The sequence below is a fragment of the Acidovorax sp. 100 genome (assembly GCF_003688355.1).
Classification (GTDB): domain Bacteria; phylum Pseudomonadota; class Gammaproteobacteria; order Burkholderiales; family Burkholderiaceae_C; genus Acidovorax; species Acidovorax delafieldii.
Genome location: NZ_REFD01000001.1, coordinates 2,673,527 through 2,687,618, shown reverse-complemented (window position 1 = coordinate 2,687,618; position 14,092 = coordinate 2,673,527). Strand labels below are relative to the sequence as shown.

The following is a 14,092-nucleotide window of genomic DNA, read 5'->3' as shown; positions in this document are numbered from 1 at the left end:
GGTTCAGAAGTCCAGGGTTTGCTGCTGGGGGTGCTGGGCGGCGTTGCGTGCGCGAGCCCGGGCGCGTGCCTGGGGGCTGCCGCCATCGCGAAACTGGCGGGAGCCGTGCTTTTCCACAATCGCAGCCTGGGCGGCGCGCACGGCTGGCTGGGCGCGCAGGCCGTGCACGCGGGCCTTGGCGGTGCGGGTGGCGGTGTCCAACTCCACTAGCGGCACGGCAATGTCGTGGCCTACACGCACGCCGCAGCGGGCCTGCACATCGGGCGGCATGCGCCAGGGCTCCAGCACCCAGGCATCGGGCACGCGGCGCAAGGCGGGCAGCCACTGGCGCACAAAGTGACCGTGGGGGTCGTGGTCTTGCGCCTGCTTGATGGGGCTGTAGATGCGGGTGGTGTTGATGCCCGTGGTGCCCGCCTGCATCTGCATCTGACTCCAGTGGATGCCGGGTTCGTAATCGAGAAACTGGCGGGCCAGCCATTCACCCACGGGCCGCCAGTGCAGCCACAGCGGGTACGAGGCCACCGACACCAGCATGGCCCGCATGCGGAAGTTGATCCATCCCGTCTCGCGCAGCATGGCCACGCAGGCATCGACCATGGGCCAGCCGGTGCGCCCTGCAACCAGGGCCTCGAAGTGGGCGTGGTTCCATTCGCCTTCGCGCAGGCCGTTGTAGCCCCGGTGCAGGTTGTGGTGCTCCAGCGCGGGTTCCGATTCAAGCTTCTGGATGAAATGGCAGTGCCAGTGCAGGCGGCTCATGAAGGCCGTCAAGCCTTTGCGCTGCCACGCAGCTCCAAAGTCAGTGCTGGCCTTGAGTTGCTGCTGGCGCCGCTGGGTGGCCTGCACCACCTCGCGCATGCCCAGGCAACCCAATGCCAGGTAGGGCGACAGGCGCGAGCAGGCGCTGGGCGCTGTCAGCGGCGACGAGATGCCGCCCCGGTAGCCCTGGCTGCGCTCCGCCAAAAATTCTTGCAGCACGCGCAGGCCTTCTTTGCGCCCCCCGCGCTGGCGCTGGGGTGGGTCGTGCGCGGGCAGGCCCAGTTCAGCCCCGCTGGGCCAGGGCTGTGCAGGCCACGGCAACGTAAGGGCCTGCAAGAGATCGGGCCCGGGGGCGAGCACCACTGGTGCGTGCATGTGGGCCTGCCAGCGTCCCTGCCAATCGTCGCGTGAGCGCAGGCGGCGCACCACGCCGTGCTGCGGCCATTCGCGCCATGCCACGCCCTGCGTGCGGCACCACCGGCTCACGGCCAAGTCGCGGGAATAGGTGTGGGCGTTGCCGGTTTCTTCGTGCGCCCCAAGAGTGTGGAACGGGGCCAGTGCATACAGGCGGGCCAGCACGTCCACCACCTCGCCCACGGCCACCTGCAGCGTGGCGCCGCGCCGTTGCAGGGCCTGGGCTAGGTCGTGCAGGCTTTCTCGCAGAAAGTGGTAGTGCTGCAGGGCGGCATCAGGCTGCGCCCAGAGGCTGGGCTCGACGACGTACAGACACAGCACCGGGCCCTGGGCGGCGGCGTGCTGCAGCGGGGCGTGGTCGTGCACACGCAAGTCGCGCTTGAACCAGACCACGGTGTAGCTCATGGCACAAGCCCTGTGCGCACAGATCAGGCGGCTGCGACCTGTCGCGCCAGTGCCAGGCCGCTGAGCCAGGCGCCCTCGACCTTGCCGCCATTCAGCCAGTCACCACACAGCCCCAGGCAGGCATTGGCGTCCCACCAGCAGCCCAAGGTCAGTGCGGGTTCGGTATCCGCATAGCGCCAGCGGTGCGCCGTGGCAGCCAGGGGTGTGGGGCCGCCCAGGGCCGTAAAGGCGGCGAGCAAGGCAGCGGTGACGCTGTCCGCGCTGTCTTCGATATGCGCCTCGCTCCACTCGGCACTGGCGTGCAAAAGCCACGTTTCTGGCCCCGTACGGCCGGGCTTGCTGCTATCGCGTGCCACCCAGCGCAGCGGGCCGGTGTTGATGAAGGCGCCGTCCCACGGCAAGGCCACAGGCGAGGCATAACGCAACATGACGGCCCAGCTGCCCCGCATGCGGGCGCTGCCTGCGACCGCAGCGCCGGCGGGGGCCACCTGGGTCAACAGCGGCGCCACCTGAGGCGCAGGCACAGCCAGCAGTACAGCGCGGTAGCGCTGCGCATGCAGCCCCTGCTCTGCGCAAGTGATGGCCCATCCGTCTGGGTGCCGCTCCAGCCGCTGCACGGTGGTCTGCCACTGGGTGTGGGCGCGCTCACCGGCCTGCGCCAGGCCCTGCACCAGCCAAGCAGCGGGCGATGTCATGCGCGGTGTACCCACAAAACGCTCAAGGGGCGTGTGCGGGGTGGTCCACGCTGTGCCGTCAAAACTCGCCAGGCGTGCGCCCCATGGGGCGGCCACACCGGCCTGCTGCCACCGGGCAACTTCGGAGCGAAAAGCGGCGTCACGTGCGGTGAAATACTGCGCGCCGTGGTCGCACTGCCAGGGTCTGTTGTCGTCCTCCGCGCGCCGGGTGCTCATGCGGCCCGACGGCCCCCGACTCTTGTCGAAAACATGCACCGTGTGCCCCGCCTGAAGCAGTGCCTGTGCACACGACAGGCCCGCCAGACCTGCACCGATGACAGCGATGGGTTGTGACATCGTCAAAACACTCATGGCTGCGGGTCAGTGCGTTCTTGGGCTACCCAGATCAGCGCCTGGGTATCGATGCCCAATGCCTGTGCGCGGGCCAAAAGTTGCTCGCGCACAGCAGGCTGCAGCTGCTTCGTCCGTGACAGGATCCAGCAGTAGCTGCGGTCCGGCCCCACCACCAGCGCCCATTGGTAATCGGCATCCAGCGCGGCCACGTGGTAGCCGCCGTAGAACGGGCCAAAGAACGAGACCTTGAGCGAGGCGGTGTTGGTGTCGCCGGTGAATTTGGCTTTGCCCTCCGCCTGACGCCAATCGCCCTTGCCCGTATCGAAACCGCGGTTGAGCACACGCACGCTGCCATCTGCCTGGCGCTGGTAGGTGGCGCTCACGTCCGTCATGCCGCGCTCGAAAGAATGGTCCAGCCGCGCCACCTCGTACCAGCGGCCTTCGTATCGGGCCAGATCAAACGGGGTGACGGGGGTGACACCGGGAGGTAGCGAGGTGGATGAGCAGCCCACCAAGGCCACGACAAAAGACGCCGCTAAAAGCAGCACCGAACGGCGGACCCAAGGAAATAGCAGAGCCATAAATTACCAATCAGTCACAAAACAAACCGAATAGTAAACCACTCCGCCGCAGCCACGGTACAAGCCTGAGGTCGGCGCGGTCTCATGACCCACTCCACGCCCCGTAAACTCGCACCATGACCCTTCAAATCACCGTGTATTCCAAGTCTGCCTGCCCGCAGTGCGAGTCGGCCAAGATGCTCCTCAAATCCCGCTCCCTGCCCTACGAGGAAATCAAGATCGATGACGAAGCCGAGCGCTTGGCGTTCTATGCCAAGTGCGGGCCATCGGTGCGGCAGATGCCACAAATTTTCATCAATGACCAGCGTGTGGGCGGACTCGCCGGGTTGCAAGCCGCGCTGGCGCAGCTGGGCGCCTGAACGCCTTTTCAGACATCAGCGGGGAGTGCAATCGGGGTGCGTGGATGCCTTGGACGCCCCGCATGGGCTGATGCACATGCCACTAGCCGGGGCGCCCAGTCCCCCTTCGTGACTCCACGCCTTCCGGCAGAGCGCTTGCACACACCCTGAAAGACCTTGAACAGTCGTTCTACCGGTACTGCGCGGCCGTGATGAACTGGCCGAAGGTCTCACACCACACGATCACGGTGTTGAACCGTGCGGGGTCCACGCCCTGCGGCACCGGAACGATGAAGTTGTTAAACGTCTTCACATCCCCCACCCGCAGCATTTGTGGCTTGAGGCGCTGAAAGTCAGCCTCTGTCTCCACAAACGCAGGCGACAGGTACAGCTTGTAGTCCGGCCCCGGTGCCAGCTTGCCTGCCAGGCTGATGGCTTGCGGGCCAATCGACACCGCGCCCTCGCCCCAGTGCAGGGCGTCGCTGTCCTTCAGATCGCGGCGAAAGGTGGCTTTCCATGCTGCCGTGGGCAGGCTTGCCTGCACCTCCTGCAGCGTAGGGGCTGCGGGCGCGATCAGGATCGGCAACCAGTACACACCCGCAGCGAACCCCACAGCGAGGGAGAGCAAATGCGAGGCGATCAACAAGAACGGTTTCATGGCGGTAGGCAACAAACAGTTGGAGCCAATGTACCGCCAGTCGCGTCACCCCGCCCGAGCCAAAAACCCGTCTACCAGTGCGAAATGCTCGGGCACGTTCAGTGCTGGCGCATGGCCGCAACCGGGCACCTCGACCACCTGGGCAAGCCCCCGGGCACCCGGGCCGCGGGTGAGCATTTCGGCGGTGACATCCGGGAGCACCAGGTCAGACTCCGCCCCGCGCAGGCACAGCACCGGAATGCTGAGCGCGTCGTAGTGGTCCCAGATCAGGTAGTCATTGGCATGGTGCGTGAACTGCTGCACCATGGCAGGGTCGTAGTGCGGCGTCACACGTCCGTCGGCAAGGCGGCGCGTGCTGCTCTCGGTCAGCAGACGCCACTGCGCGTCGCTCAGCCAGCCGTAAGGCTTGTAGACCTGCCTGAAGAATGCCTCCAGCTCCATCACCGTATCGAACGCCGGCGGGTGGCCCGCGTAGGCCTTGATGCGCTCCAGCGCGGCATCGGCCAGGCGCGGGGCGTTGTCGTTGAGCAGCAGGCTGGTGATGCGGCCCTTGAGCTGCGGCTCGAACAGACCCGATGCGCACACCGTGCCAATGGCTCCACCCATCGACGTGCCCACCCAGTGCGCTTTCTCGATCCCCAACTGGTCAAACAGGCCGGCCGCAATGCGCGCGTAGAACGACAGGCGGTACTCGTCCTGCGGCGCGCGCGCCCACTGGCTCAGGCCCCGGCCCAGGGTGTCGGGGCAGATCACGCGGTAGCGCGGTGCCAGGTGCGCGGCCAGCTCGTCCATGTCGCGCCCGGTGCGCGCAAGACCATGCCATGCAATCACCACGGGCGCGTCACGCGCACCCCACTCCATGTAGTGGATTTCATAGCCAGCACAGGCGGCGTAGTGCGAGGTGGGGGACATGATGGCGACCTTGTGGAACAGAGAAGAAAAAAGTGAAGCGTCGGCGGCTCACTTCATGAGGCGGCCGTTGCTGCCGATGACGGTAACCTCGACATAGCGCGAGCCGATGCGGTTGGTGGGCGAATAGCCCAGCGTGATGCCGCCGAGGTCATAACTTTGCAATGACTCCAGCGCCTTCACCACCTTGGCGCGTGTGGGCGCAGGCCCGGCGCGGCGCAGGGCCTCGACCAGCACCTTGGCGCCCAAAAACTGCTCGAAGCTGGTGTAGTTGACCTCGGCCTCAGGCGCGTACTTCTTCAGCAACGTCTGGTACTCGCGCACCACGGGCAGTTGCGGGCGGTAGGGGTACGGCACTACCTGACTGATGCCCAGGCCGTGGGCGTTCTTCAGGCCCGCGAGCTTCACCAGCTCCGTCGGGTCCACCACCGAGATGTTGTACAGCTGCGCGCCGCCGCCCTCCTCGCGGTACCGCTGGATGAAGGCCGCTGCGGGCTTGTTCACCGCGATCATGATGACCGCATGCACATCGGCGGCCTTGATGGCCTTGACGGCGTCATCCACCTTGTCGGTATTGCGCTCGTAGCCCGCAGACACCACGAGCTTGAGGCCACGCTTGGCCAGTGCGGCCTCCACGCCCGCCAGGCCCGCCTTGCCGAATCCGTCATCCTGGTACATCACGGCCACGCGGTTCATGCCCAGGGTGGTGAGCTGCTGCACCATGTGCTCGGTTTCGTCCACATAGCCCGCACGCACATGAAAGATCCAGGGGTTGAACGGGCTGCGCAACGACTCGCCACCGGTGTACGGCGCCACCAGCGCGGCGCCGCCCTGCTCCAGCACGCCATCGGACAGCAGCTGGGTGATGTTGGCCGTGCCTGCAAAGCCGTAGAGCGCCACCACCTCGGGCTTGGCCAGCAGCTCGCGGGTGCGGGCCACCGTGTCCGCCACCTTGTAGCCATCGTCGGCCACCGCCTGGCGAATGCTGGCGCCGTGCACGCCACCCTGTGCATTGACCCAGTCAAAATAAATCTTGCCGCCCAGCACCATCTGTGCGCCGGTGCTGGCCAGCACGCCAGACAGCGGGGCCACCTGCCCCACCACCACATCGGCAGCCCTCGCGGGCACCGAAACGCCTGCGGCCAGTGCCACCATCAGCGCGCCACTCCACGTCAGGGCGGCCGACGCGCGGCGTGCCCAACTCTTCACAGTGTTCATTGGTTCCATCCTTGTGATGACTGCGCATGGATTGGCCCGGGAACATGCACCTGCAGTGCACGAGTCCCGGGCTTCCACATAGGTCGTTCAGCGTCCCGGTCAGTCGGGGATGGAAATGGCGCCCGCCGTGATGGCAATGGCGTTGGCGGCAGCGGGCGTGGCGGCCAGCGGCGGCACGTTGGCGGCGGTGATGGCCGGGGCGCTGCCCGGTGTGCCGCCACGTGGCACCGTGCGCACCACCTGGCTGGCGGGCAGCGCCTTGCCGTTGGCGAGGTGGTCGTACACGGCGTCGAGCGCATGGTTCAGGTACACGTGCAGCGGTACGTAGCGGCTGTCATAACCCGGCAGCACGGTGGGCAAGCCGATGAAGCTGTCGAAGTGCTGGGCATTGGCCACTTCCACATAGCTGAGCTTGCTGGCGGCGCCTTCGACCTTCTTGTTCAGCGCAGCGTAGGGGCGCGAGGTGTGGCTCACGGGCAGCAGTGCATCGGCACGGCCATGCACGATGACGGCAGGCTTGCCGCGCAGGTTGCCGTTGCGGCGGGTTTCGTCCACACCGGCCTGCAGCTTCTTGGCAGCAGCGTCGTTGCCGGTGACGAGGTTGCGCAGGCACAGCGCACCGCTCAGGTTCCAGTCGGCCACGCCAGCGTCCGACACCGACAGAAAGTCGCGTGCCGGGCCCAGCTTGCCCAGGTTGTTGACCAGGTTGATGCCGCCCGATGGAGGCACGCCATTGCCCGTGGCAAACATGCCAGCGAGGGCTGCGGGTGCCAGTGATGTCACCGCGCCCGTAGCCGCTGTGGCCGCGTAGCTGAAGCCGCACAGGTGGTCCTTGACACTGGCACGCGACAGGCTGTTGGCGAACGTGACGGCCACCGCCGGAGCGACTTCAAAAGCAGCCAGCGACGCATGCAGGTCGTTGGACTCCGGCTCCCAGCCGTAGGCGCGCAGCTTTTGCAAAGCCTCCTCGGCCTGCGTGGCCGTGGTGGAGGCCGTGAGCAGGCCTGCGGATTTGAGCGAAGCGCAGCGATTGGGCGCAATCGGCAGGGCCGCACTGCCAAAGCCGGCGGCAAAAGCAGCTGCATAAGGGCTGGTGCTGACCGACGGCGCCAGCGATGCGCAGGCCTGGTACAGGTTGGCGTAGGTCGTGAAGTCCACCAGCGTCTTGCCAGTGACGGCCACATCGGCGCTGCCACGGCGCACCGTGACGCCGGGGTTGGCAGGCATCTCGATGGCGGGCTCGGACACTGCCACGCCGCTGATCAGACCCTGCGTGTCCAGCTCGGCCGCAGCAATCGCGGAGCCGCCACCGTTGGAGATGCTGGAGGCAATCACGATGGTGTTGGCCGGGGTCAGCGTCTTCAGGCGCTGGCCCGCCGCATCGGTGGCGCCGTAACGCTGGTTGAGCACGTAGTAGGCAAACTCCACGGCCTGCAAGGTGGTGGTGCCCCAGTCCTTCTCGGCGTTCTGGCCCGAGTGCGCGTGCTTGAACGCAAAACGATTGGGCGTGGCGGTGTTGAAAGCGGCCAGCTCGGTGGCCGTGAGGCCCGCGTTGAAGGCTGCGGCCTTGCCCGCTGCGGCGGCCGTGGTGCGCGTGCCGTCCATCAGCGGCACGGTGTCGTTTTGCAGGTCGTGCGGAGCACCGCCCGTGCCCTTGTCAGAGTACGCCACGGCGCAGCCCTTCTTCAGGCCCCACTCGCCCGTGGAGATACCGCCGTACACGCCGCGCGACCCCGAAGCCGTGGCGGTGATCATGCAGGGCTTCTTAGGGTCGAAGCTGGCAGGCACCTGCACCATGAGGGTGACGTTCTTGCGGCCCGTGCCGTCGTCGGCAAACGCGATGTATTCGGTGCCCGCCACCTTGCCCTCACCGGTGGTGACCTTGCCCTGCGCATCCACATTGGGGCCATACAGCGTGCCGTAGCCGCCCGCCGCCGTCATGTCGAGCATGGCGCGGTAATTGGTGTGGATGGCGGTGCGGCGCAGCTCGGCCGCCGTGGGCTTGAGCGGGTCGGCGTGGGCCGGTGGCACGGAGGCCGCCAGGCCTGTGGCGCCCAGACCCGCGGTGAGCAGATCGTTGCTGTTGCCGTCGTACGTGGCCTCGCTGATGGCGCCCAGGTAGGCGGGCTTGGTGTTGAGTGCGGCGCTGTCGCCATCACTGCCGCCGCAGGCGGCCAGCACGGCTGCAGCCAGCACGGCGGGAACGAACGGACGAGAAAAGGGACGAAAACGCGGGTTCTTCATGCTCATCTTCATGTGCTTGTCTCCTGGAGTTTTTTCTTTGCGTCTTTGTTGCACAGCTCACCCACACACCCAGGCCACGCCAGTCACCCGGCGCGGACAGGCCACTCACCCCACCTTGCGCGCAGCTGCCGCGCGCAGGCGCCCCACCACACCGGTGGGGAAGTAGTAAACGGACAGAACGAACAGCACGCCCAGCCACAGCAGCCAGCGGTCGGGCGACAGCAGCGCCGACAGCCAGGGCAGGCCCGACGTGGCCTCACTGCCCAGGCGCAGCAGATCCTGCAGGTAGCTTTGCGCCACCAGAAAGAGCACGGCGCCAATGGCCGAGCCGTAGATGGTGCCCATGCCGCCGATCACCACGATGAGCAGGCAGTCCATCATGATTTCGAAGCTCAGGGACGTATCCGGCCCGTTGTAACGCAGCCAGAGCGCGAGCATGGCGCCTGCCATGGTGGCAAACAGCGCCGACAGCACGCTGGACGTGGTGCGATACACCACCACGCGGTAGCCAATGGCCTCGGCGCGGAACTCGTTCTCGCGGATGGCCTGCAGCACGCGGCCGAAGGGCGAATTGACGATGCGCAGCAGCGCCAGCACCAGCGCCACGGCCGTCACGAAGAGCAGGTAGTAGCAGATCAGCCGCCCATCGATGCTCACGCCCAGGAAGGGGTCGTCAAACGGCTCGAAGCTGGGCGACAGAAACTCGGGCACCTTGAAGGTCAGGCCGTCTTCGCCGCCGGTGATGTCCGACAACTGCGAGGCCAGCGTCTGGAACGCAGCGGCCACGGCCAGCGTGATCATCGCAAAAAAGATGGCCCGCACGCGCAGCGAGAAGAGCCCCACCGCCAGCGACAGCAGCAGCGAGAGCACCAGCGCGCCTGCCAGCCCCACCAGCAGCGCAGACCAGGTGGGCCCCATGCGCGTGGTGGCCACGGCAATGCCATAGGCACCAATGCCAAAGAACATGGTGTGCGCAAAGCTCACGATGCCGGTGTAACCCAAGAGCAGGTCAAAGCTGGCGACCAGCACCACAAAGATCAGCACCTTGGCCGCCACGGACAGCGCCTTGACCCCGGGGAAGAGGAAAGGTGCAAAAGCAAGGCCCACAAAGATGGCCACCAGAATCACCGCCAGCACCTTGCTGCGCGGATAGTCGCCGGAGAGAAGTCGGTTCAGCATGTCAGTCGGCTCCTCATCAGCGGTTGGCCACGGGATAGACGCCCTGCGGGCGCCACAAGAGAATGGCCACCATCAACGCGATGTTGGAGAACAGCGCCACCTTGGGCACCAGGAAGCCGGTGTAGTTGGCCATCAGCCCCACCAGCAGCGCACCGATGAGCGCGCCGCCGGTGCTGCCCAGGCCGCCGATGATGATCACGATGAAGATCAGCACGTTGACCTGCGCGCCCATCTGGGGCACCACGTTCTGCTGGTACAGGCCCCACATCACACCGCCCAGGCCCGCCAGGGCCGAGCCCACCACAAACACGCCCACAAACAGGCGGCGGATGCGGTAGCCAAGGGACTCGACCATCTCGCGGTCCTGCACGCCGGCGCGGATCAGCAGGCCGACCTTGGTGCGCGACAGCGTCCAGGCCAGCACCCCAAACACCAGCAGGCCCACGGCCACCGCGACGAGGCGGTATTTTTCGATGGCAGCATCGCCCACCAGCAGCGAGCCGCGCATGCCCTCGGGCAATGGCAGCGGGATCTGCGCGGGGCCCCAGATGACCTTGATGAGCTCTTCACCAATGATCATGCCGCCCATGGTGATGAGGATCTGCTTCAGGTGCTGGCCGTACACCGGCCGCACGATGAAGCGCTCGAACGCCAGGCCCACGGCCCCGGCCACTGCCATGGCCACCACCATGGCGGGCAGCACGGCCATCAGGTTGCGCCACAGCTCGGCACTCTGGGTGTAGTCGCCCATGGCGCCCAGCACGCTGGTGGCCACAAACGCACCCAGCGCAATGAACACGCCATGGCCAAAGTTCAGCACATCCATCAGGCCAAACACCAGCGTGAGGCCCGAGGCAATGATGAAGATGATCATGCCCATGGCCAGCCCCGCCACCGTGAGCGTGAGCCAGGTGCTGGGCGAGCCGATGAAGGGCAGCACCAGCAGCGCCAGCGCCGGCACCAGCGCCAGGGGCTTCCAGTCGAAATCGCGGGTGACGCTCATGCCCGACCTCCAGCGGCAGTCGCCGCACCACGTACATTAGCTACATATTTGATAGCTGCCAGGGCAATAGATACCTGCACTACCGCCCGAAAACATCTGAAATTGCTCACACGACTCATAGCGCCAACCCCAGCAGCGAGCGCTGCAGTTCTTCGTCTTGCGCCAGCGCGGCCATGCTGCCCGCATGCACCACCTGGCCGTTGTCCATCACGGCCACGGTGTCACCCAGCCGCTTGGCAAAGTTGATGTTCTGCTCGACGAGCAGGATGGTCACGCCGCTCTTCTTGAGCTGGTCGAACGCATCGATCATGTTGTTGATGATGGCGGGCGCGAGGCCCTTGCTGGGCTCATCCACGATGAGCAGATCGCGCGGCTCAACGATGGCGCGGCTCACGGCCACCATCTGCTTTTGGCCGCCGCTGAGCTTGCCGGCGGGGTGGTTCCAGAACTTCTCCACCGCGGGGAAGAGCTTGAAGATCCACTGCAAGCGCGCCTCGTCCATCTGCGCGGCGTTGCGGGCACTGCGTGCGGCCAGCAGCATGTTTTCCTTCACCGTGAGGTCGGCAAAGATGCCCATGTTCTCGGGCACATAGGCGATGTTCATGCCCGCAATGGCGGGGGTGTTCATGGCCGTGATGTCTTTGCCACCAAAGTGGATGGAGCCCTGCGACGCATGCCACAGGCCCATGATGGTGCGCAGCGTGGTCGTCTTGCCTGCGCCGTTGCGGCCCAGCAGCATGGTGAGCTGCCCTTTAGGCACAGCCAGGTCAACGCCGTGCAGGATGTGGTACGCCCCGATGTGCGTGTGCACACCCTTGAGTTCGAGCAGGTTGGTCGTTGGTGTCGTGCTCATGCGGCCTCCTTCTCTGCGTCCTTGGAGACGCCCAGGTAAGCCTCTTGCACCACGGGCGATGCGATCACCTCGGCTGGCGGGCCATCGGCCACCAGCGTGCCGTTGGTCAGCACGATGATGCGGTCGGCCAGTTCGCGCACCACGTCCATCTTGTGCTCCACCAGCAGGATGATCTTGGTCTTGTCCTTCTTCAGCTCGCGGATCAGGTTCAGGATCACGGGCGCCTCGTCGTGGCTCATGCCGGCCGTGGGCTCGTCGAACATGTAGACCTGCGGCTCCAGTGCCATGAGCAACGCCACTTCGAGCTTGCGCTGGTCGCCGTGCGGCAGGCTGGCCACTGGAGTGTCGGCCCGGTCGGTCATGGCCACGGCTTGCAGGATCACGCGGGCGCGCTGGGTCAGCGCGCTGTGGTCGCTCCAGATGCTCCACAGGTTCATGCCCCGGCGGTGCTTGCCCTCTTGCGTGGCCTGCACGGCCAGGCGCACGTTCTCCAGCACGCTGAGGTTGGGGAACAGGTTGGTGAGCTGGAAGGCCCGGCCCAGGCCCGCGTGGGTGCGTGCCGAGACGGACTGGCCCGTGAGGTCCTGCCCGCCCAGCGTGACGCTGCCGCTGGTGGCCTTGAGTTGCCCCGAGATCAGGTTGAAGTAGGTGGTCTTGCCCGCGCCGTTGGGGCCCACGATGGCGGTCAGCGTGCCGGGCTCGAACGAGCAGGTCACGCCGTTGACCGCCACGTGGCCGCCAAAGCGGATGGTCAAGTCCTTGGTGGCCAAGGTGCTCATGGGTGGGGGTTCACTTTCACGGTCTGAGTCAATCGATGAAATGGGTGGGGCGCCCTGCCCTGCGGCAGCGCGCCCCGGCACTTTAGGGGCAGGTGCCGATCACGTAGTAGTTGGTGCTGGTCTGCTTCAAGGTGTTGGTGACGAACACGTTCCACAGGCCCATGCTCTGGTTGGAGCCCAGCGCATAGGTGTAGCCCCCGGCGGCATACGCGCGCCCGGCCAGGGTGTGCGCATAGTTGCTGGCGGTGGTGCAGGTGGCGGTGCCACCGCCCGATGCGGCCAGCGTGGTGCCCGAAGCTGCGGCCGATGTGGCGCCCTCGGCCCCGTTGGCATCGGCCGCGCGCACCGTCCAGCTGTAGGTGGTGGACGCGGCCAGACCGGTGTCGGTGTAGCTGGTGGCAGTCACAGGCAGCGCGTTGACCTTGTTGGCGTTGCGGTACACGTTGTAGCTGGCCGCGCCCGTGACGGCGGCCCAGCCGATGGCCATGCTGCTGGCCGTGGCGCCCGACGTGCTCACGCCCGTGGGGGCTGGCAGGGCCACAGGGTCGGGGGGCGTGGTGCCGCCCGTGCCGCTGGAGACGCGGTCCACCATGGCCTTGACGGCCGCCATTTGCGGGCCCGACTTCTTGGAGTAGTTGGCGCTGTCATAGCCCCACCAGTCCCAGCAGCTGTTGGTGGCTGCGGTGCTGGTCTGCGGGTACAGCATCACGATGTTGTTGGTGTCAGCCCAGCGGTTGTAGCCGGTGTTGCGCACGTACTGCTGCTGCACATCGCTGATGTTCTGCTTGCAGCCATGCAGCACCACATGCAGCTTGCAGGTGGCTGTGCCGCCAGCCTGGCAGGCCTGGGGCACATAGGCCCAGCCCGTGGTGGCCATGCCATGGTTGGTGATGAATTCGCTCTGGTTGAACTCGATGTAATTGCCGGCGGGCAGGGTGGCGTTGTTGCGGGCGTTCAACGTGCCGTACAGGTGCTGCAGCATGGCACCAGCCAAGTCGAAGTTGCAGTCGCTGATATAGGGCGCGCCCTTGGTGGAGCAGGCGTTGCCGTAGTCGTCCGTCACCATGGCGTGTTCGGCCGCAATGTCCTTCTTGTAGACCACATTGGCGGCGGGCACGAAGCTGTTGTAGTAGGTGCGCAGCGCGTCCATCACCCCAGTCTTGACCACACTGTCGAGCGAGCCCGAGAACAGGTAGACCTTGGAGTTCTGCAGATTGGCCACGGGGTCGATCACGCCCTGGCTGGCCCAGGTGTTGGTGGTGCTGACCAGCGTGCTGGTGGGGATGCCTGACGGGCTGGCCATGCAGCGCCCGGTGGCGTTGACGACCGAGCCCTCGGCGCAATAGAACGGGCCGCCCGCCACCACGCCCGCGCCCTTGGCAAACGTTGCCGAATACGCCACGTGCAGCTGCACGGCCATGAAGCCGCCCGAGGACAGGCCCGATACCGTGGTCTGTGTCTTGTCGATCTTGAGTGCTGGCAGGTTGACGGCAGCGTGAACACTGCCCACGCCACACAGTGCCATCGCAGCCCCTGCTGCTGCCGCCCGGATGAAATTGAAAGCCATGTTGTCTTGTCTCCAAATAATTTTTGAGAAAAACCGACCCAGCCCCCGTGTACACCCGGGGGTTCATGCATCAATTCACTGGAAAAAGAGGGGCGGCCGCCCCTGCGGGATGGACCCCGAAGGAGCAGGACGGGGGTCCTGTCCGACGGGCCTCGCTAAC

Annotated in this window: 13 protein-coding genes; 1 reads left to right on the top strand and 12 read right to left on the bottom strand. The window is 66.1% G+C overall.

All coding sequences use genetic code 11. From position 1 onward, the window contains the following. Window positions 1-3 precede the first annotated feature (3 nt). Genes C8C96_RS12350 through C8C96_RS12340 form a run of 3 tightly spaced genes read right to left on the bottom strand, consistent with a single transcriptional unit; the run spans window position 4 to window position 3,184 of the window. Entirely contained in the window at window positions 4-1,575 is a 1,572-nt protein-coding gene (locus C8C96_RS12350) for an FAD-binding domain-containing protein (RefSeq protein ID WP_121942509.1), read from the bottom strand. A 23-nt stretch (window positions 1,576-1,598) separates the two neighbouring features. Continuing rightward, window positions 1,599-2,606 (bottom strand): NAD(P)/FAD-dependent oxidoreductase, encoded by a 1,008-nt coding sequence (locus C8C96_RS12345; RefSeq protein ID WP_121942508.1) that lies wholly within the window; start codon window positions 2,604-2,606, stop codon window positions 1,599-1,601. Window positions 2,607-2,617: 11 nt separating this feature from the next. Then, window positions 2,618-3,184, bottom strand: coding sequence for a lipocalin family protein (locus tag C8C96_RS12340; RefSeq protein ID WP_121942507.1), 567 nt, complete (start codon window positions 3,182-3,184; stop codon window positions 2,618-2,620). Between the two features lie 116 nt (window positions 3,185-3,300). On the opposite strand from C8C96_RS12340, the gene C8C96_RS12335 reads away from it, so the two are divergent. Continuing rightward, window positions 3,301-3,543 (top strand): glutaredoxin, encoded by a 243-nt coding sequence (locus C8C96_RS12335; protein WP_056064575.1) that lies wholly within the window; start codon window positions 3,301-3,303, stop codon window positions 3,541-3,543. A gap of 169 nt (window positions 3,544-3,712) precedes the next feature. Here C8C96_RS12335 and C8C96_RS12330 read toward each other — a convergent pair whose 3' ends face one another. From C8C96_RS12330 to C8C96_RS12290, 9 genes are all read right to left on the bottom strand, one after another. Then, window positions 3,713-4,180: a DM13 domain-containing protein gene (locus C8C96_RS12330; protein WP_121942506.1), complete on the bottom strand. Its 468-nt coding sequence runs from the start codon at window positions 4,178-4,180 to the stop codon at window positions 3,713-3,715. Between the two features lie 45 nt (window positions 4,181-4,225). Next, window positions 4,226-5,092 (bottom strand): alpha/beta fold hydrolase, encoded by an 867-nt coding sequence (locus tag C8C96_RS12325; protein ID WP_121942505.1) that lies wholly within the window; start codon window positions 5,090-5,092, stop codon window positions 4,226-4,228. A gap of 48 nt (window positions 5,093-5,140) precedes the next feature. Continuing rightward, window positions 5,141-6,307 carry an ABC transporter substrate-binding protein gene (locus C8C96_RS12320; protein WP_121942504.1) on the bottom strand — a complete coding sequence of 389 codons (1,167 nt, stop codon included), beginning with the start codon at window positions 6,305-6,307 and terminating at the stop codon, window positions 5,141-5,143. Between the two features lie 99 nt (window positions 6,308-6,406). After that, entirely contained in the window at window positions 6,407-8,563 is a 2,157-nt protein-coding gene (locus tag C8C96_RS12315; RefSeq protein ID WP_121942503.1) for a D-(-)-3-hydroxybutyrate oligomer hydrolase, read from the bottom strand. 93 nt (window positions 8,564-8,656) lie between these two features. Further along, the gene (locus tag C8C96_RS12310) at window positions 8,657-9,730 is read right to left on the bottom strand and encodes a branched-chain amino acid ABC transporter permease (protein WP_056640192.1); all 1,074 of its coding nucleotides are present in this window, start codon (window positions 9,728-9,730) and stop codon (window positions 8,657-8,659) included. 16 nt (window positions 9,731-9,746) lie between these two features. Then, a complete protein-coding gene (locus tag C8C96_RS12305; protein ID WP_056064590.1) occupies window positions 9,747-10,733 on the bottom strand; it encodes a branched-chain amino acid ABC transporter permease in 987 nt (328 codons plus the stop codon). 115 nt (window positions 10,734-10,848) lie between these two features. Beyond that, window positions 10,849-11,586: an ABC transporter ATP-binding protein gene (locus C8C96_RS12300; RefSeq protein WP_121942502.1), complete on the bottom strand. Its 738-nt coding sequence runs from the start codon at window positions 11,584-11,586 to the stop codon at window positions 10,849-10,851. Continuing rightward, complete coding sequence (locus C8C96_RS12295) at window positions 11,583-12,365, bottom strand: ABC transporter ATP-binding protein (protein WP_056064596.1); 783 nt, start codon at window positions 12,363-12,365, stop codon at window positions 11,583-11,585. Before C8C96_RS12295 ends, C8C96_RS12300 begins: the two co-directional genes overlap by 4 nt. 82 nt (window positions 12,366-12,447) lie before the next feature. Continuing rightward, entirely contained in the window at window positions 12,448-13,932 is a 1,485-nt protein-coding gene (locus tag C8C96_RS12290; protein WP_121942501.1) for a PHB depolymerase family esterase, read from the bottom strand. Window positions 13,933-14,092: the final 160 nt, after the last annotated feature.